Here is an 18787-nt window from a genome sequence, read left to right on the forward strand (position 1 = left end):
CAGCGGGGCTATGGTGAGCCCATGAGCCTGGACACTGCCTTCGTACTGGGTGGCGGGGGCGTCCTCGGCGCCCACGAGGTGGGCATGCTGCGGGCGCTCGACGAGGCGGGGATCAAGCCCGATGTGATCATCGGCACGTCCGTGGGCGCGCTGAACGGCGTCGTGCTCGCGGCCTCCCCCGCCGAGGCGGTCGCGCGCCTGACCACGCTGTGGGGTTCGGACATCGTCCGCACGGCGTTCGCGGGGTCCTGGGTGACCCGGCTGTCCACCCTCGCCAGGAGCGGCACCCACCTGCACTCCTCCGAGCCGCTGCGCGGCCTGCTGGCCCGGACGCTGCCGGTCTCCCGCATCGAGGACCTCTCCGTGCCGTTCCAGTGCGTGGCCGCCTCCGTCGAGCGCGCCGCCGCGCACTGGTTCACCGAGGGTCCCCTGGTCGACGCGGTCCTCGCCTCGTGCGCCGTCCCCGGCCTGCTGCCGCCGGTCCGCGTCGGCGACGACCACTACCTCGACGGCGGGCTGGTGCACAGCATCCCGGTCGGCCGGGCCGTCGCCCTCGGCGCCCGGCGGGTCTACGTGCTGCACGTGGGCAGGATCGAACGCCCCCTGGTGGTGCCCCGGCGCCCGTGGGAGGTCGGCATGACCGCCTTCGAGATCGCGAGGCGGCACCGCTTCACCGAGGAGATGGCCACCCTGCCGGACGACATCGAGGTCCATGTCATGCCGGCCGGGAGCGAATCCCGGCCAGGAATAGATCTTTCTCAACTGCGTTACCGGGATTTATCGCATATATCTGAATACATCGACCGCGCGTACCGGGCCTCGTCCGACTACCTGGCCCGGCGGTCGTCCTCCTGAACCACGGTCCGCAACCGCACCGATGTGAACCGCACCGCGTCGTACGCCCACACCGGGATACTCTCCCATTTGGGGGGTATGTCCGGACTGTCGCCTTCCTGGGTCCCATCGGCCCCACCCGCGCACCACGACCGCACTTCCCACCCGCGCACCACGACCGCACTTCCCACCCGCGCACCACGACCGCACATCCACACAGGCAGGAGCCGCTCGTGCTGCCTCCTCGCATCATCCGCCGTCTGGTCCTGGCCCCGCTCGTCATCGTGCTCACCGTCGGCGCGGTGCTCACGCTCCCGATCTGGCTGCTGGTGGTGACCGCGGCCTCGCTGCGCCTGCCGCCCCCGCAGCGGCGCGGCACCCGGCTGGTCTGGTTCGCGCTGGCGTGGCTGACGCTGGAGTCGATGGCGCTGTGCGCCTGCCTGTGGCTGTGGGTGACGAACGGCCTGGGCGGCCGGCTCAGCCGTGACGAGTACCAGGAGCGGCACTACGAGCTGATCCAGTGGTTCCTGTCCAAGATCTACGAGGCCGCGGTGCGGATCTTCCGGCTGAGCGTCGAGGTCGACGAGCCGATGCCGACCTCCGACGAGATCTCCCGGCGTCTCACCCGTCCCGTCATCGTCCTGTCCCGCCACGCGGGCCCCGGCGACTCGTTCCTGCTCGTCCACCACCTTCTCGCCCGGTACGGCAGGCGCCCGAGGATCGTGATGAAGGCGGCCCTGCAGTTCGACCCGTCGCTGGACGTGGTGATCAACCGCCTCCCCAACGCCTTCGTCTCCCACAAGGCCGCCGAGAGCGGCGTTCTCGGCGAGATCCGCCGCCTGTCCTCCGGCATGGACGCCGACGACGCCCTGGTGATCTTCCCGGAGGGCGGCAACTTCACCCCGAAGCGCCGTTGGCGGGCCATCCTGCGACTGGAGCAGAAGGGCCTGTCGGAGGAGGCCGCGCGGGCCCGCAGGCTGGAGCACCTGATGGCTCCCCGCCCCAACGGGGCCATCGCCGCCATCGAGGCCTGCCCCGAGGCTGACGTGGTCTTCGTCGCGCACACCGGCCTCGACGACCTGGTCACCTTCGGGGACATCTGGACCCGCCTGCCGCTCAGCGCCCAGATCAAGGCCAAGTGGTGGCGGGTCCAGGCCGCCGACGTGCCGCGCGACCGCGAGGACCAGATCCGCTGGCTCTTCGACCAGTGGGAGGGGATCGACGCCTGGATCACCGAGAACCAACCGGCCCCCGCCCCCACGACCTGAACCGGAAACCGGCCACCTCCCGCCCCCCACGGCCGGCTACAGGCGCCGGACCCTCGCGGTCGGGTCGAGCAGGTCGGTGTTGCGGAGCTCCTGCCCGTCGTAGATCTCGATGACCAGCCCCGGCTTTCCCGCGAGGGGCGCGACATCGATCACACCGGGCAGCTCGGCCAGGTTGACCTGCTCCAGTTTCTCCAACGGCCCGAGAGGCGAAAGATCGCGAACGTCGCAGCCCTTGATGTTGACCTTACGGAGTTCTCCCAGCCCGGCGAGCGGTGTGAGGTCGGAGAGGTTGACACACGTGGAGAGCGTCACCTCCTCGAGAGCGAGCGACGTGAGCGGGGTGATGTCGTCCAGCCAGGAGGCGTGCCGGAGCGCGATCCGCCTGACGTTCGGGCAGTTGCCGACGAGCCCGTCGAGTCCTTCGAGTGCCGAACAGTTGAGCCGCAGTTCCACCAGGCCGGGAAGCCTCCCGAAGACAGAGGGGTCGGAAAGGCGGCGGCAGCCGAAGAGGCGCAGTGCCCTCAACCTGGTCAGCAGGGTCAGCGGGGTGAAGTCGGTGATCTCGTCGAGGCGGTCGAGATCGAGTGCCTCGACCATGTGGAAACGTTCGACGAACTCGATGCCGGGCACCGGATCGCTGTGCATCACGGAGGCACCCCGCAGAGCGGGCGGCATGGGAGGCCACGGGGAGGCGACGGGATCCTCCCTGAACCGCACCCACAGCCTCTTCAGGTCCGGATGGCACTCCAGCACGTCCAGCGACCCCGGCCCCGCCAGCCGGAAGACGCGCAGGCCGCGTAACGGGCGGACGTCCCTGAGAAAACCGAGGTCCTCACCGTCGAAGCCGATCCGCAGGTCCTTCAGGCCGCGAAGGTATCGGAGATGGGGAAAGATCCGTGGATTGTCCATGCTCATGTATCCGCCGTACGCCGCGGGCTCCAAGGGAGCGTCGGCCAGCACACGCCGGGCGTACTCCTCGGGATCGAAGTAGTCCCACGCCGTGACCAGCTCGTGCTGCACCTCGTAACGGGGGTCGCCGGCGTACCGGGAGAGTCGCTCCAGTGCCTCGGGGCCGTTGATCAGCCAGCAGGTCCGCACGGTCGCCTTCGCCCGCACCGGGGAGAGCTTGGTGATGTCGTCGGGGAGGCGCCGGAGCACCTCCTCCCCCGCCGAGGCGAGAGCCGCGGCCTCGCCCGCGTTCCGAGGGGGGATCACCGCCGCGAAGCACTCCTCGATGTCCCCCGCGAGGTCCCTCGGCAGTTCCTGGATCGTCTCCAGGCAGCCGACCACGAGCAGCCGCAACCGCCGGGCGTGTTTGCCTCCCTCGGCGACGCGGGCGAGCAGCCCTCTCAGCAGTTCCTCGCGCAGCGGCGCGTTGGCGTGCCCCGCGGCCATCACCACGGTCTCGCGCCACTGGTCGAGGTGGGCCCGCTCGATCAGCGGCTCCACGTCGGCGCCGTCGGCCGCCTGCTTGGCGGCGAGATACTCCTGCACCGTACGGTGCACGAAGTCGATCCGCCCGGAGACCGGCTCCCTGATGACCCCGCTGCGCTGGAGGAGATGGTCCAGCAGTGCCTCGGCGGTGCACTCCACCCGGGGCATGGTCTGGATCTTCTCCTCGACCCGTTTCAGCGCCGTCGCCCTGGACAGCTCGGACCGCCCCCACACCCCGAGCTGCCAGGCCAGGTCCTGCAGGACCCGGACCTTCTGCTCCGGCTCCAGGACGACCTCCGAGACGATCCCCCGCTCGGCGTCCCTGCGCTGGAGCAGGAGTTCGAGCGCCGCCGCGTACAGTCCCATCCGGTTGCGGGGCAGTTGCTTGCCCCGGTCCAGGTTCAGGGCGCACAGCATCGCCGCGAGCAGCGGCGTCGAGGCGAGCGTCCGCAGGTACGGGCTGCTCTCGAACCTCGCCAGCAGCGCGCCCTCGTACTCGTCGAGCTTCTCGGCCGCGAACGGCAGGTTTCCCGAAGCGCGCATGGCGGCGTGCCACTGCCGTACGAGTTCCCGCAGGTGGACCGGGGTCATCGGCTCCATCGTCACCGACGAGAAACCCTCCCCTTCCAGCCACCGGGTGTCGGCCGCCGCCGGGCGGGAGGTCACGATGACCCGGATCTCCGGGTAGGCCGCGAGGAGACCGTCCAGCCACTGCCTCACGGCCGGGCGGTGCCGCGGGCTCAGCTCGTCCACGCCGTCCACCATCAGCAGGGCCCGCCCCGAAGCGAGGACCCGGTGCGCCCAGCCCTCGGGCATCAACCCGGCGACCGGCCTCGCGACGTCGGCGAGGAAGTCCTCGGGAGCGGGAAGGTTCCCCGCGCCGTGACTGCGAAGCTTGATCACGAACGGGACGGAGCCGTTCCACCCCGCCAGGTCCCCGGTGAGGCCGCCCCGGGCCGCCGTCACCGCGAGCCAGCGCAGCAGCGTGCTCTTGCCGGAACCCGCGCCTCCCCTGAGCAGGACGCGCCGGAAGCGCCCGAGCGCGCTCTCCACCCGCGACGTGACGGGCTCGCGGTGGGCCGCCGCCTCGGTCAGCTCCGCGAAACGGACGCGCGGGAGGACCTCGCCCCGGTCGAGATCGTCGGGGTACGCGTTGAGGCTGATGTAGGCGACACTCAGCGTGGCGCGGGGGCGGTAGCTCTCCACCCGGACGCCGAACAGCTCGACCTCGTCGAGGGTCGTGCTGACGTGCCCGAGATAGCGGCGCAGGAACTCGTCGTCGTCCCCGGTGCCCGAGGGCGCGTCGAGGGATCGGGCCGGGAGACGGGCGAGCACCGAGGAGACCTGCTGGCCGAGGGTGGCGAGGCGGTCCTCGACGGACGAGACGCGGCTCTCCACGGAGGAGACGCGGCCGAGAAGCTCGGTTCCCGCCCGGGGCAGGTACTGCGGGAGTTGCTGGACGATCCGCACCAGGCAGTCGAGGCACTCGTCCAGCAGGACGTCGAAGAGGCGTGCCCCGGCCTCGCCGAGGTGCGGGGCGGGATCGGGCAGGCCGGACCTGACGGCCCTGGCGAGCTTGATCGGGTCCATGTCCGCGGCCAGGAGTGCCCTGTCGGAGAGGTCGGCTGCCTGGACGGCCGCCACCACCTCGTGCAGGACGGCCGCCCGGTCGTTGTCGGCGAGCCCGCCGTACTCCCGCTCGACGAGCACCGTGAGCCGTCTCTCCACCCCGTCGGCGATCGCCTCCAGCTGCCGTTCGAGGCTGCGCCGCAGGAACCGGTCGGGAAACCCGCTCTGGATGAGGGTGGTGAGGTCGGCGCCCCGCTCGGCCCTCGCCGTCCGGGCGGCGAGCCCCTCACGCATGGCGCGTTCCACCACGGCCTTTCCCGCGGCGGCGGCGACGGCTTCGAGTCCGGGCATCCTGCTCCTCGGCGCGCTGTGGAGTTTCCGTTCAAGGATTACCGAGGATTACCGGAAAAGAAGCGATACGCCGACAAATCCATCACGTTGAAGAGCGACGGAGCGCCGGAGCCCAAGACCACCGAGAGGTCCGGGAGCACCGAGGGATACGGACGGCCGGCGGGTCTACCAGTCCTGGGAGAGGCCCGACATGCGGCGGAGGTATTCGTCCTCGTCGATCTCACCGGCCGCGTAGCGGCGCTTGAGGATCTCGCGGGGGTTGTCGGCGACGGCCGCGCGAGCCTCGGACGCCCGTGTCGCGGACGCGCGGACGAACATGATCACGCCGAGAACCACCACCGCGACCACCGCGACGACGAAGAGCAACATCAGGATGCGGGACATGGTCGGCCTCCCATACCCCCCATCAGGTCTGGCGGGGGGACACCGAGTTTACCCGGCGGGAGGAACCTCCCCTTTTCGCCGAACGGGCGATTCATCCATCTTCGATCTTCGAAGGAAGGCGAGAGCCCCTCCTCCTCGCCGCGACCGGTCGAGGCGAGGAGGGAGACCGGTTCCACGGTCCGGCCGGTGGCGGGAACAGGCGGGAACAGGCGGGAACATCGGCTCGGCAACGAAACCCGGCAACGAAGGAAGTACCGATTCAACCGCTCGTGGGAACACCCGCCGCGAAGTCCGGAGCCTCGCGCGAGGACCCGCCGGGCGGCAGCGACGGCAGCCCCCGAGGCGCCCCGCCCTCCAGCAGCCGGAGCAGGGCACCGGTGTCGACGTTCCGCTCGATCAGGTCACCGAGCGCGTCCAGCCGCTCCTCCCTCAGGGCGGCGAACGACACGTCCGGCGCCGGGGTGAAGTCGCGCCCGGAGACGGCGGCCACCTCGGCGAGGAAGGCCCGGCGGAAACCGTCGTTCTCCAGGGCGCCGTGCCAGGTGGTCCCCCACACCGAGCCGTCCCGGCAGCCGTCCAGGAAGGGCTCGCCGCCGTCGGCCGTCACCACGCCGTGGTGGATCTCGTACGCGGCGACCGGGTGGCCGTACGCGGTGCCGGCCGGGCGGCCCAGCGTCTTGTCCGCGGCGAACTCCACCGACGCGGGCAGCAGCCCCAGCCCCTCGACCAGGCCCGCCCCCGACTCGACGTCGTCACGGATGGTCCTGGCGAGCATCTGGTAGCCACCGCAGATGCCCAGCACCGCCCGGCCGGGCAGGGCCGCGGCCAGGCCGGTGGCGCGGAGCCACGCCAGGTCGGAGACCGTGGCCCGGGAGCCGGGCAGCACCACCAGGTCGGCGTCGTCCAGCTCACCGGGAGAGGTCACGAAGCGGACCACCACCCCGGGCTCCGAGGCGAGCGCGTCCACGTCCGTGAAGTTGGAGATCCGCGGCAGCCGCACCACCGCCACCCGCAGGGTCTGCCTGCCGTACGGGGCGCGCGCTCCGATCGCGGGCCGGTTGTCCAGGGCGAGGGAGTCCTCGACGTCCAGCCAGAGGCCGTCCAGCCAGGGCAGTACCCCGTACACCTCGCGGCCGGTCAGCTCCCTGATCATGTCCAGTCCCGGTTCGAGGATCTCGGGCGCCCCCCGGAACTTGTTGATCACGAACCCGGCGATCAGCGCCTGGTCCTCGGGCTCCAGCAGCGCCACCGTCCCGTACAGCGCGGCGAAGACCCCGCCCCTGTCGATGTCGCCGACCACGACGACCGGCAGGTTCGCGGCACGGGCCAGGCCCATGTTCGCGATGTCGCCCCGGCGCAGGTTGATCTCCGCCGGGCTGCCCGCCCCCTCGCAGACCACCACGTCGTACGCGCTCCGCAGCCGCTCCAGCGCGTCCACCGCGACCTGACGGAGCCGCTCCTTGACGTCCCAGTACTCCATCGCGTCGACCTCGGCCATCGGCCTGCCCATCACCACGACCTGGCTGCGCCGGTCGCTGCCCGGCTTGAGCAGGATCGGGTTCATGTCCGCGCTGGGCTCCAGCCCGCACGCGGCGGCCTGCATCGCCTGGGCCCGGCCGATCTCGGCGCCGTCGGCGGTGACGAAGGAGTTGAGCGACATGTTCTGCGCCTTGTACGGCGCGACCCTCACTCCCTGCCGGGCGAGCCAGCGGCAGATCCCGGCGGTGACGACGCTCTTGCCCGCGTCGGAGGTCGTCCCCGCGACCAGCAGCGCCCCTTTCACGCCCTTCACGCCTTTCTCCCGCGTGAGCCGCGAACGGCGGCCAGGACCGCCAAAGCCGCGGCCCCGAGTCCCACCGCCCGCGCCAGCCGTACCGACCTGCGGATGTCCGCGACCGAGGGCTCGGGCCCGTCGCCCATCTCCGGCCGGTGCTCCACCCGGGTGCCGTACACGTTGGTCCCTCCCAGCGTGAGGTCCAGCGCCCCCGCGAAGGCGGCCTCGCAGCGGCCCGCGTTGGGGCTGGGGTGGCGGTGGCCGTCCCTGCGCAGCACCTCCGCCGCCCGCCTCGGCGACCCCCCCACCAGGGGGGCGCCGAGCGCGGCGAGCAGCCCGGTGATCCGGGCGGGCACGAAGTTGGCGACGTCGTCGAGGCGGGCCGCCGCCCACCCGAAGCGCTCGTAGCGCGCGTTCCGGTGGCCGACCATCGCGTCCAGCGTGTTGACGGCCCGGTACGCGAGCAGGCCGGGCACCCCGGCCACCGCGCCCCAGAACAGCGGCGCCACCACCGCGTCCGAGGTGTTCTCCGCGATCGACTCGACGGTGGCCCTGGCGAGCCCGGACTCCCCCAGCCCGGACGGGTCGCGCCCGCACAGGTGCGACAGCCGCCCCCGCGCCCCCGCGAGATCGCCGTCCTCCAGGAATCCGGCCATCGCCGCGCCCTCGCGGCCCAGCGTCGTACCGCCGACGACCGCCCACGTCGCCGCCGCGCTCAGCGCGGCCCGCACCACCGGGTTGCGCGACCGGGACGCGACGTGGCCGAGCAGCGCCACCGGGACGACGCACAGGACCACGTGGAGGACGCCCCGGGCCCGGCCGTCTTCGTACACCCGCCGCTCCACCCCGGCGGCGGCGGTACCGAACAGCGCGACCGGGTGCCCGCGCCGGGGATCGGCGAGCACGGCGTCGATCGCGACCCCGGCGAGCATCCCCACCCCCTCGGCCACCCCCGGCCGCCATCCCCTCACCCTGGTCACCGGCTGACTAAACGAGATGCTCATGGAGCTCATCCTGGTGGGTCTCCAGCCACACCCGGGCCCGCCGGATGCGCTCCCCGGCCCCACCGGCCCACATCCGGGCCCATCCGCCGCCCTCGCCCTGCGCCTCGGCCTTGGCCCGCATCGCGTGGTACGAGCGGTCGAAGCGGAGCCGGGCGAGATCCAGCAGCTGACGGCGGTCACGGGGCGTCAGGCCGTACGCGTCGCAGAACAGCCGGAGCCGGGGACCGACGTCGAGACGGCACTGGAGCGGCTCCAGATCGACGGGATCGGCGATCGGCGCCCAGTGGCGCAGCGTGGTCACCACGTCGAACAGCCGGGTCGTCGGCCGGGCCATGTCGAAGTCGATCAGCGCGGCGGGAAGCCCGTCGCGGAAGATCACGTTGTCGAGGTTGACGTCGCAGTGCCCGATCAGCTCCGGTGCCGCGTCGTCGTTGGACCCGGCCTCCCACACAGCCCCTCGCGGCGGGACGAAACCCTCCGCCGCGTCGTGGAAACCGCGCAACAGCCGCGCCAGCGCGGCCAGGGACTCCTCTGTGAGCGCGTACGAGGGCAGCGGCCTGGCCGCGGACTCCCCCTCGACGTAGCTCAGGACCTCCCTGCCCCGTTCGTCCACCCCCAGCGCCCGGGGAGCGCCCTCGAACCCCGAGCGCTCCAGGTGACGCAGGAGCGCGTGCACCGACCCCGTGGAAGCCCTGCTGGGCCGCCGGACGGTGTCTCCGACCCGCACCACCCCGTCGGTGACATCACCGCCCAGAAGGGGGATCTCCTCTTGGACCGTGGCGACGAACATGGCATACGAGCCTAGACCGCCTCGCCTCGTCAGGAGAACGATTCGGGCACACCGCTCCCGCCGGACAAGCCGCCCGGAAGCCACTCCCGGCCCTCCCGGACACCCGGCCCGCGCCCTTCCGAATGCCGTACCCCGTACTTCCCCGGATGTCATGCCCCGTACTTCTGAACGCCCGCCCACGCCCCGCCCACGCCCCGCCCACGCCCTGCCCATGCCCTCCCGGCCCCCGGCCCCCGCACTTCCGAACACCCCGCCCCCGCCCCCGCCGCGCCCGGCGGAAGAACGCCCAGGTCAGCCACCCAGAAGACTCCTCCGCCGCCCCGACTCCCCCCTTTCGAACGGCCACCACCCGTCTGAACCGGGGCAGGCGAGCGGTCACTCCCCCCGGGGAGCGGAGGATCCACAGAGTGATCCTCACGACACCGGCCCAAAACCGATACGTGGGCACTCCCCGGATCATGCACAATTGAGCGGGAGCACCCTTAGCTCAGCTGGATAGAGCATCGGACTTCTAATCCGACGGTCGCAGGTTCGAATCCTGCAGGGTGCGCGTCTCTTGAGCAGCACGAAAGAGCTCCTGACCAGCGGCAACGCCGGTCCGGGGCTCTCGTGCCGTGCGACTGTCGGCGGGCGACCGCGGCTGGCCGCGCCAAGTACGTGCCCAAGATTCCGAGTCGGTTCCGGATCACCCGTCCATCCTCGGAGCGTCGAAGATCCGAGCGCTTGAAGGCATCGCCAGCGTCCGGGCAAGGACAACAGCCCTCAGCGGGAGCGCTACACGGCTGTGAACCTTTTCATCCCCTGGAGGCGGAGTGCCGGTCACAGCGTGATCGCAAGACCGGTGTTCGCCTGACGACGTAGAGAAACCCCTGGCAGACGGGTTGATCACCACAATCACGTCCGTCACAACCAGGGGCTTCGAATGCTGTTCCATCGCGCCGCCGTCGATTTGCCGCGTTCAACGCTGAACCACGTCGCCGGTCTGATCCGCCGGTACCGCAAGGCGATCGGGTCGGCCTGGCGGCGGCTCACCCCCGGACAACGGGCCCTGCTGATGCTGGTCTACCTGCGCAAGAGCGAGAGGTTCGTCGAACTCGGCGCGGGGTTCGGGGTGTCAACGGCGACCGCGTGGCAGTACGTGGAGGAGACAGTGGCGTTGCTGTCGGCGCGCTCGCCCAAGCTCGGCCAGGCGCTGCGCAGGGCCCGAATGCAAAAGGTTCAGTACTGATGCCAAGTTTGACCGACCTTGTTGCGCTCTCGTCGCCGGAGCCTCACTCGGCGACCCCGACATGTGAGCTCACGATCACGGAGTGGAGATCGAACGCATCTTCGGGCAACAACACCCGCTCCGCACGGCCGGTATGGACATCGACCAGGTAGAGCTGGGGTTCATATGCCTTTGTCTCGACATGGATGAGCACCCTGCTGGTGTCGTACCAGTAGACAAAACTTTCGATCTTCCGTAGATCGTCGATATCGGGAGTGACACGGCCAACGATCTGGCCGGTCTTCGCATCCAAGGTGCCAACGGTGCGGGATGGCACGCCATACTGCTCGCCATCGAATGCAAGCAGGCGGCCATCGGGAGATACGTGAGTCTTCGACAGCATCAAGTAGGGGAGAATTGAAAAACGGACCTTTGACGTCCTCCCCGGACGCACAGCGCTCGCCTCCGTTGTCTTGGCTGAGTCCTTGTGGACGGCCACGAAGGTCGTGCCTACATCAGAGATGCCGATGACGCAACACGCCCGTGGGAGAGTGAGAACCTTGGTGGTTTTCACGTCATATCGGATGGCACGCGACTCGGGGTGGCCGCCTACCGAGTCGACTGCCAACCACCGACTGTTGTGGGAGAACCCGAAAGACATCTCCCATCCTTCCCAACTCTTCGGGGTTGGGACGAAACGGACCGTCCCTCGCTTAAGGTCGCGGATCACGAGGCGTTCGCTCCTGGCGAGCACGTAAGCGAGCCTGACGCCATCCGGTGACACAGCGACCTTGCCCAGGTCTTCGTCCGGTAGCGCGTCACGGACTGCCCACTGCTTCCCGGAGGTGGCAACCACGTGCCACACGCCACATGTCTTCCCGAAGTCACCACAGGGCGAGTAGGCATACCGGATCGGCTCCGACAGCTTTTTCGGGAGAGTCGGGGCAGGTGGCTTCGCGATTTTCGTTGATACCTTGACATGTACTGCAGAGGACTCTCGATAGGCCGCGGCGGTGTTGATCAGTTGCGAAACAACCGCGCCCATCATGAGCGACACGAACACGAAGCCTCGTCGGCCGAGCCTGTTCACGGGCGACCTCCAGTTGACGACGATCACCATAGATCAGGTGGGAGGTGCGCGGAATATGTGTGAGCCACGGGCGGATTCAAGTGGTCGTCGCAACACCTCGATCCTGGAGGGTGTGGTGGCGCGAGGAAGGGCGCGTGCGGCGATTCTGGCTGGCCGTCCGCCGCTTCGGTCACCGGGACGGCCCCCGGTCAATCGGCATCAGGAGCGGCAACGTTTTTGGCGGCCGATCGCCGAAGGGCTACCGAGCGAGGAGGCTGCCGTCGGGTGCGGTGTGTCGATGCCGCTGGGACCGCGCCGGTTCCGTGAAGGTGGCGGCATGCCACCGATCAGCCTGGATCCGCCATCGGGTCACTGTCTGTCGTTCACCGAGCGCGAGGAGATCGCCGTGCTGCGGACCCAGAACTACGGAGTTCGGCGGATCGCCCGCCGTCGGGGCCGGGCCCCATCACGATCCTGCGGGAGCTTCGACGTAACGCGGCCCCCGCGGAGGTCGGGCCGTCCCAGGGTACAGCCGTCGGTCGGCCGGACCGGCCAGTGCTGGGACAACGCCCTGGCCGAGTCCTTCTTCGCCACGTTGGAGGGTGAGTTGCTCGGCGAGCGTCCTTGGCTCAGCCACGCCGCGGCCCGCAGCGCGATCTTCGAGTTTATCGAGGGCTGGTACAACCCGCACCGGCTCCATGGCAGCCTCAGTTACCGTGGTCCAGCCACCTACGAGGCCGCGTACACAGCCTGACCACCACACCAAAGGTGTCCGTCAAAGCGGAGCAAGCTCATCCCTTTGTCATCGGCCGCCACTGGCTCTTCGTGCTCGAGCTGCGTCCCGGCGAGGTGACCACGTGGCTGAGCGACCGGATAGCGATGCTGGAGGCTTCGACGTGAAGCGAACTCGCCGAGAAGATCGGCCGGATCGGAGAGTGGGAGTTCGAAGACCACGACGGCTGAATCCTCCGAGTGGGTTGCGGTTTGGATTGCCGTCCACCGCCGTGCCATGCCGTTCCAGGCGGGCCGAGCCCATGGGTCCAAGTGAAACCGATCGGAACGTCCGAGATCCGAGCTGCTAACGCGGTTGGATTATTGCCTATCCGAGGTCTGAATCACTTTTAAAAATCAAGATTCCTCGGAACGAGAGCCGGAAGCGATTCATACGACAGCGAAAAATCCGGTCGCAGGTCAGGATCGCAATACCCTGGTGACATGATCGAGATCAGTGATGGCCAAAGATGATCTCATGAGAAGATTATCCGCACTGCTGGGCACCTTGGCTCTCCTGTTCACGCCGTCACTGTCAGGCACGGCACACGCCCAGAGTCATGACTCACTGACACAGGCGATATCCGCGCTTAAGGGTGAGTTCACGAAAAAAAGCAGCGTGTTCTTCTCCCGGAAGACCTACGATGGCTTCGGCTCGGACGTCGTCGCTTTGACGGTCGCCCACGGCAAGCACCGTTTCGCGGCCAAGGTGGGCGTGTACGCCAGCGACGTCACGGAAGCCTTCAGCACGGGTGACAGGCCTGTCCACTTCCGAATAATCAACGTCGGTCGCGACAGCTACACCCAAGGCACCTGGGCCGACGTCCCCGAGGGCAAGAAGTGGCTCCACTCGCACAACACGGAGGGCTTTCTCTGGTCTCAAAACCTGGTAGACGCACTGAATCCGAGATTCTTGCAGCTGATCTCCTCTGGAGCGGAGAGGACATCTGTCAGGGACCGATACGACGGCGTCCCTACCATCCGGTATGACGGTTTGGTGAAGATCGGTAGCCTCGGCTCGCGCCAGGCCGGAATCTATTACGGCCCACGAGATGGGAGATCGGTAGGAGGCCGCATCAAGTGGAAGCTCTGGTTGGGGCCGGACAACCTGCCCAGGCGCTTCCAGATCGAGATCGTCTCTGATCCCTACGGCCCAGAGCGGGAAGTGGACATCGTGCGGACGAACACCCTTTACAAGGGCTGGGGAACGCCTGTCCACATCGCGGCTCCGCCCAAGAACCTTGTGGCCGAAGACGACTGAGCCCGCCGACCTGGGAAAGGAGATCCCGCCGAGTCATACGGGTCAAGCCGCTCTGCCATTCGGCCGATGAGAGCGCGTTGACAGTCCTCCACGACGCCACCTTCTCGACCTCCAAGCCATTGGGCCAACTGCTGGCCAGTGCGGGATACATGAAGGATGATCTTCATTGCGTGAGTGCGAGGGAGGTACTTTCATCCTGGCGGAAGGCGCTACCGCTGCCCGGAACGCAGCCCTCTGGAAAACCTCCGGCGGCGTCTCATCCGGGAGGCCGCAGAGCATGGCAGGCAGACGGGTCGTGTTCTGTCAGTACCACCTGAGACGGTCCACGGCATGGTCTTCTTCATCTACCGCAGCGTCTACGAGGGTCCCTCTGGCAGGTTGGTGCGGCACCTCCCCGACGCGACGGTGCTCGACTGGTTTCGCAGGGGGTGGGACGAGGCGGGAAGCGGCGACGCCCACGAGTGGATCGAGCGCGAACTCGGAGCGGGCGTCTACGGCCTGTCCACCATCTTCGAGATCGGGCTGCCCGCGCCCCGGAGCACGGCGGAGCTGCATCGCCTACTGGAGGAACACCTCTACGTCGAGCAGGAGCTACGGGTCGACGGGCACAGTGTGCGGGTCCTCACCGATGACGACGAGGTCATGCTGGCCTATTTCTTCGTCGAGGACGCTCTCGTGGCCGCCGAGCCGGAGCGCTGGGCTTATCTGCTGCACGACGGATGGGAACTCCCCGATGTCCCTCCCGGTTTCTCCGCCGGCCGGTCGTTCACCTCTCCGGTGGCGACCTGGACCGCGACGCCCGCGCCGCCCGGAGGTGAAGGGGCGACCTACGCGGTCGTGCTGACCTTCTACAGCACCTTCGACAGCATGGGCTGGAACATGCCTGCGTGCTTTCCCGGCATCCGGTTGCCCCGGCTCGCGGCGACCCTGCGGGAGACGGACGCCCCGATCGACGAGTGGTCCGGGGAACTGGCCGTCCTGCGCGCCCTCGTCGCACCCGGTGAGAACGAGATCGGGCCCGCCCTGGAGCGCTGCAACCGCTGGCCCGACTTCGAGCAGGACATCTCCGAAACATATGGCGTTCACCAGCAGGCACACGAGATCGCGCTACGCCTGCTAGAAGGGTTCGAGCCTTCCCGGGGCCGCGATCCGCACCGCACGATCATCCGGCAGAGCGAGCACGTGGCTCAGATGACCATCCATATCGATGAGTACTTCGGCCATCGCCAGTGGTTCGTCTTCGATGACGTCTGGGCCGCCGCTCACCCCGACCTGGCCGTTTCGCTGCTGCATCACGGTTCTCACTGGGATCCTCGTTGCCATCGCGACCACGGGATCGGGGAGTGCACTCCGCGGGGACGGCAGTATCGACCTGCGAGCTCACCAGGTGCAGGGGCGTAACCACCCGATGCGGTATTCACTCACAGTCCGAAACAGACCAAGATCCGGAGCATATACGGAACGGTCGCGCCACCTCCACAGCAGGTCGCGTGAGATACAGCAGACCAGTGAGCCAACCAGCGAAGGAACGGCGCTCCATTTCCAATCCGACGGTCGCAGGTTCGAATCCTGCAGGGTGCGCTGCCAAGACCAGGTCATCCACGCGCTGACCTGGTCTTTCGCTTGCCAAGGACCTCCCCTCATCCGGCCGTATGCCCCCCGTCGCGGAACGTACGCGGAATGGATCCGGCCCCGTTTTCCCAGGTGAGCCCGAGGATTCCGGGGTTCTGAAGAGCGATTCCGGGGCGGGGACGGCGAAGGGCGCCGAGGCATCCCGGTACGGCCTCGTAGTCCACCGCCCGCCGGCACTTCTCACCGAGGCCCACCATGCCACCGGCGCTTACCAGGGTGATCAGCACATCCAGGTCCTCAGCCTGCTCGGCCGGCCCCAGCCACATCAGCCCGCCTGCCACAGCGTGACAACCTCCGGAACGCGTAGGTGCCAGGGCCCGTTCTGATGCGGCTTGAACCTGACCTCGACCCGAGAGAGGGTCAGATCCCGGCTCAAGCCGCCGCGCAGGAGCGGAATCCACATGGGAGGCGCGTGACGGTCAGGCCGGTCAGGGTGAACGTGACCGGGTTACCCGGTGCGCCCCGACCGGAGCGGATGGCGTTTGGTCTTCATCCCGCAAGGTGGCCTGTGCCTCTTCGCACCCGCGCCCCGGCTTTCGAAGCTTTCGAATTGACCAGGAAAAGGAACCCGGAACGGAGGATGGCAGCACCGGGTGCCACGCTGGTGCGCACGCCCTTGCGCCGCGCGTCGTCCCGTCGCGGGATCGTCAATCGGTCCGGGTACGGAGGCTCCGCGCCAGGGCGAGGACCATCACCACCGCAGGGATGAGGTGTAGCCCGAGGAGGGCGGTGATGGTGGCGGTGTTCGCCCCGGAGAGGAAAGGTGGGACCAGCGAGATCGCGGTCAGCGACACCGCCGTCCACACGAACCGCTCGGCGGGGCGAGCACTCCAGCGAAGAAGAGCGGCGGCGATGACGATGCCCACGACCGAGAAGAAGCCGGTCACCACGGCGAACCCGGGCAACGGGATCGTCTCGCCACCATCGGGGATCTCGAAGTCGACGCCGACGGCCTGGGCGAGCGCGGCGGCGAGAGTAGTGGCCACCATCGCCGCGAGCGTGGCGACGAGGCCGGTGACGGCGAGCCCGCGGAGCCGGTGGGTGCGGCTGATCCGGCCCGGTGCCGTGCCCGCGACGCCCCCGTGGTCGTTCATGCTGTTCATGTCGTCCTCCATCATTCGGTAACCGTCGTAGGGGTGCGGTGACTTGCATGTGAGGGTCCTGGCCCCGGGGGTGACGATGCGCACCCTCGCCGTACGGCGCCCAGGGTTCCGCAGGGCGCGGACACCGGTGCCTCGGAGCCAGAACCCGGCGTCGCGTCCGAGGACCGGCCCGGGCTCGCCGTCGCGCAGCTCCAGCTGCACCCGCCCGCGGGTGACGACGCCGAACGCGTCGCACCACTCGGCCGCGACCACCGCGACACGCGCGCCACCTCGCAGCGCGAGCGTCCGCACGGGGACTACTCCGTGCCGTCCGCCGGCAGGCGCTCCGGCAGCCCGAGCCGCGGGAACCGGTCGTCGTGGAACGTGACGATCTCGGTGATCGCCCCGCCGGTGACGCGCAGGACGTCGATCGTCAGCGGCAGGTACGCCCCCTCCCGCTTCCGCCAGAGGTAGAAGGCGACGGCGGGCTGCCGGTTCACGGAGGTGAGGACGGCGCGCAGCTGCTTCATGCTCTCGAAGCCGCTCTCGATCCAGTCGTTCACCACCGCGTCGCGGCCGACGTGCAGGCCCGGCGTGGGCGGCATCGAGCAGCGGACGTCGTCCCGCAGCAGTGCGGCGAGCCCGCCGACGTCCGTGGCCACGCTGGCGTCGGTGTAGCGACGCACCAGCTCGCGCGTCCCGGCGTCCTCCTCGCCACCGGTCCAGTCCTGCCGCTCGGCGGGCAGGTGCTCCCGCATGCCGGCGCGGGCCCGCTGCAGCGCGCTGTTCACGGAGTTGACGGAGTCCCCGAGGAGCTCCGCGACGTCCTTCGCCGGCCAGCCGAGCATGTCCCGCAGGATCAGCACGGCCCGCGGGCGCGGCGCGAGGTGCTGGACCGCGACCACGTACGCCAGCTCGATCGTCTCCCGCGCGACGGCGACGGTCTCCGGCTCGTCCGCGTCGCCCGCGGGCAGCTCGTCGAGCAGCCGGTCCGGGTAGGGCTGCAGCCACAGCACCTCGCCACCGGTCGCGGGCTCCGGGCGGCACTTGGCGAGCAGGTCCAGGCAGGCGTTGGTGGCGATCCGGTACAGCCAGGCCCGGAACGTCGACCGCCCCTCGAAGGTCTCCCGCCGCCGCCAGGCACGAAGGAACGTCTCCTGCACGGTGTCCTCGGCGTCCTCAAACGAGCCGAGCATCCGGTAGCAGTGCACGTGCAGCTCCCGCCGGTGCCGCTCCGCCAGCCCCGAGAACGCCAGCTCGTCGACCTCGCCCAGCTCCTCCAGCCGCGTGTTCGCACTCATCACGTCATCCTTCTGCCTCGTCGTGTCCCGTCGTAGGTATGACGGGTGCGGGCGCGACAACTCATCACCGGCGCCGGCCGGCATGGCACACCAAATGGGTCGTCGGGGATTCGAAGCGCTCAGCGCCGTCGCTGCCACCATGGCCATTCAGGCGAAGCATGCGGGTCTGGCAGGGTTCGAGCGACGAAGCGTCTGTCGATGGGGAGAACCAAGGCGTACAGGTACGGCTTGGCCCAGCGCGGCAATGTGGTGAGTGCCTGTTCGAGCCGTCGGCGTGGCCCGTCCCCGCGGCACTCGGGACACGTACAGGCAGGTGCGATCCGGTCGGCTGTGCCGGGGACGACCGCCTGTGTCCAGGCCAGCAGTGCCTCGGCCACCTCACCCGGCCGCATGCGGGTGTGCTCCAGTGTGACCACCGCGGCCATGGCCCGTCGTCCGAGGCCGGGAACATGATGGATCGAGGCTCTGTGGGTCTCGCACACCGATGCTCGTGCGCGGACCGCGAAAGGGCGCCTACGCGGCATGGCCCTTTCTGATCGACGTCATGACATTCATGATCGCACGCTGAGAGGTCGGCTTCCAGATCCGATCGGTGGATCACCGCCCTCACGATCGCATGACGGTCGCCGGTCCCCATACAGGACTGACAGACGTAGCAGGACTGACAGAGGTATAAGCACCGCACGGGTTGTGTCCCCTTGCGCCCCCGTGATCCCGGCCGGGCCGGACATGTCTGACGCGCGAAAACGAGATGAGATCGCCGGGGCTCGCTCGGTAGTCTCATCTCAACGCGCAGGAACTGGGCACGTGGTGAGCTCACTCGGTTGCACCCCAGACGCTTCGGGTGTGGCGGTTCGCCCCTGTCCTCCTGCATGCCTGCATAGCTCAGTCGGTGAGAGCGCCGCACTCATAACGCGGAGGTCCCAGGTTCGAATCCTGGTGCAGGTACGTCTCGGTGCGGTCGCGTCCGAGATGCGGTGTAAAAGGGAACGAGCGTAGGTTGCCGTGCTGAACCGACCAAAGTTCGCACTACGCAAGGACCTACGCTCGTGGCAC

At 69.0% G+C, this 18787-nt stretch carries 14 protein-coding genes, 2 tRNA genes and 3 pseudogenes; 10 read left to right on the plus strand and 9 right to left on the minus strand.

The window, feature by feature from the left end; translation table 11 throughout:
• Nucleotides 1-21 precede the first annotated feature (21 nt).
• Together ACFFRH_RS33380 and ACFFRH_RS33385 are read left to right on the plus strand one after the other, a co-directional pair.
• Nucleotides 22-855, plus strand: a complete 834-nt coding sequence (locus tag ACFFRH_RS33380) for a patatin-like phospholipase family protein (RefSeq protein WP_386161398.1) — start codon at nt 22-24, stop codon at nt 853-855.
• Nucleotides 856-1067: 212 nt separating this feature from the next.
• Nucleotides 1068-2102 carry a 1-acyl-sn-glycerol-3-phosphate acyltransferase gene (locus ACFFRH_RS33385; RefSeq protein ID WP_386161400.1) on the plus strand — a complete coding sequence of 345 codons (1035 nt, stop codon included), beginning with the start codon at nt 1068-1070 and terminating at the stop codon, nt 2100-2102.
• A 36-nt stretch (nt 2103-2138) separates the two neighbouring features.
• Here the strand turns inward: ACFFRH_RS33385 and ACFFRH_RS33390 are convergent, their stop codons facing one another.
• The 5 genes from ACFFRH_RS33390 to ACFFRH_RS33410 form a co-directional block, all read right to left on the minus strand.
• The gene (locus tag ACFFRH_RS33390; protein WP_386161402.1) at nt 2139-5456 is read right to left on the minus strand and encodes an NACHT N-terminal Helical domain 1-containing protein; all 3318 of its coding nucleotides are present in this window, start codon (nt 5454-5456) and stop codon (nt 2139-2141) included.
• A 165-nt stretch (nt 5457-5621) separates the two neighbouring features.
• Nucleotides 5622-5840, minus strand: coding sequence for an SHOCT domain-containing protein (locus tag ACFFRH_RS33395; protein WP_386161405.1), 219 nt, complete (start codon nt 5838-5840; stop codon nt 5622-5624).
• A gap of 259 nt (nt 5841-6099) precedes the next feature.
• A complete protein-coding gene (locus ACFFRH_RS33400; RefSeq protein ID WP_386161417.1) occupies nt 6100-7623 on the minus strand; it encodes a cobyric acid synthase in 1524 nt (507 codons plus the stop codon).
• A 5-nt stretch (nt 7624-7628) separates the two neighbouring features.
• Nucleotides 7629-8618: a cobalamin biosynthesis protein gene (locus tag ACFFRH_RS33405; protein ID WP_386161407.1), complete on the minus strand. Its 990-nt coding sequence runs from the start codon at nt 8616-8618 to the stop codon at nt 7629-7631.
• Nucleotides 8602-9408, minus strand: a complete 807-nt coding sequence (locus ACFFRH_RS33410; RefSeq protein WP_344745076.1) for a phosphotransferase enzyme family protein — start codon at nt 9406-9408, stop codon at nt 8602-8604. Before ACFFRH_RS33410 ends, ACFFRH_RS33405 begins: the two co-directional genes overlap by 17 nt.
• A gap of 476 nt (nt 9409-9884) precedes the next feature.
• On the opposite strand from ACFFRH_RS33410, the gene ACFFRH_RS33415 reads away from it, so the two are divergent.
• Both ACFFRH_RS33415 and ACFFRH_RS33420 read left to right on the plus strand, forming a co-directional pair.
• Nucleotides 9885-9958: transfer RNA gene (locus tag ACFFRH_RS33415), tRNA-Arg, on the plus strand.
• A gap of 372 nt (nt 9959-10330) precedes the next feature.
• Nucleotides 10331-10621 (plus strand): annotated as a pseudogene (locus ACFFRH_RS33420) (helix-turn-helix domain-containing protein); the annotation flags it as partial.
• Between the two features lie 58 nt (nt 10622-10679).
• On the opposite strand, the gene ACFFRH_RS33425 reads toward ACFFRH_RS33420, so the two are convergent.
• Nucleotides 10680-11735 (minus strand): WD40 repeat domain-containing protein, encoded by a 1056-nt coding sequence (locus ACFFRH_RS33425; RefSeq protein ID WP_386161409.1) that lies wholly within the window; start codon nt 11733-11735, stop codon nt 10680-10682.
• An 85-nt stretch (nt 11736-11820) separates the two neighbouring features.
• Between ACFFRH_RS33425 and ACFFRH_RS44770 the strand changes: the two are divergent.
• From ACFFRH_RS44770 to ACFFRH_RS33445, 5 genes and pseudogenes are all read left to right on the plus strand, one after another.
• Nucleotides 11821-12185 (plus strand): annotated as a pseudogene (locus ACFFRH_RS44770) (helix-turn-helix domain-containing protein); the annotation flags it as partial.
• A gap of 34 nt (nt 12186-12219) precedes the next feature.
• Nucleotides 12220-12438: pseudogene (locus ACFFRH_RS44775) on the plus strand (integrase core domain-containing protein); the annotation flags it as partial.
• 14 nt (nt 12439-12452) lie between these two features.
• Nucleotides 12453-12584, plus strand: a complete 132-nt coding sequence (locus ACFFRH_RS33435) for a hypothetical protein (RefSeq protein ID WP_344745079.1) — start codon at nt 12453-12455, stop codon at nt 12582-12584.
• 331 nt (nt 12585-12915) lie between these two features.
• The gene (locus tag ACFFRH_RS33440) at nt 12916-13716 is read left to right on the plus strand and encodes a hypothetical protein (RefSeq protein ID WP_344745081.1); all 801 of its coding nucleotides are present in this window, start codon (nt 12916-12918) and stop codon (nt 13714-13716) included.
• 330 nt (nt 13717-14046) lie between these two features.
• Nucleotides 14047-15117, plus strand: coding sequence for a hypothetical protein (locus ACFFRH_RS33445; protein WP_344745082.1), 1071 nt, complete (start codon nt 14047-14049; stop codon nt 15115-15117).
• A 239-nt stretch (nt 15118-15356) separates the two neighbouring features.
• On the opposite strand, the gene ACFFRH_RS33450 is transcribed toward ACFFRH_RS33445, so the two are convergent.
• The 3 genes from ACFFRH_RS33450 to ACFFRH_RS33460 form a co-directional block, all read right to left on the minus strand.
• Complete coding sequence (locus ACFFRH_RS33450; RefSeq protein ID WP_344745083.1) at nt 15357-15629, minus strand: hypothetical protein; 273 nt, start codon at nt 15627-15629, stop codon at nt 15357-15359.
• 366 nt (nt 15630-15995) lie between these two features.
• On the minus strand, nt 15996-16742 hold the full coding sequence (locus tag ACFFRH_RS33455) for a DUF6069 family protein (protein ID WP_344745084.1): 747 nt from the start codon (nt 16740-16742) through the stop codon (nt 15996-15998).
• A 5-nt stretch (nt 16743-16747) separates the two neighbouring features.
• Nucleotides 16748-17731 carry an RNA polymerase subunit sigma-70 gene (locus ACFFRH_RS33460; RefSeq protein ID WP_344745085.1) on the minus strand — a complete coding sequence of 328 codons (984 nt, stop codon included), beginning with the start codon at nt 17729-17731 and terminating at the stop codon, nt 16748-16750.
• Nucleotides 17732-18605: 874 nt separating this feature from the next.
• Here ACFFRH_RS33460 and ACFFRH_RS33465 point away from each other — a divergent pair.
• Nucleotides 18606-18679, plus strand: a tRNA-Met gene (locus ACFFRH_RS33465).
• Nucleotides 18680-18787 lie beyond the last annotated feature (108 nt).

The sequence above is a fragment of the Streptosporangium vulgare genome (assembly GCF_042428775.1).
Taxonomy (GTDB): Bacteria; Actinomycetota; Actinomycetes; order Streptosporangiales; family Streptosporangiaceae; genus Streptosporangium; species Streptosporangium vulgare.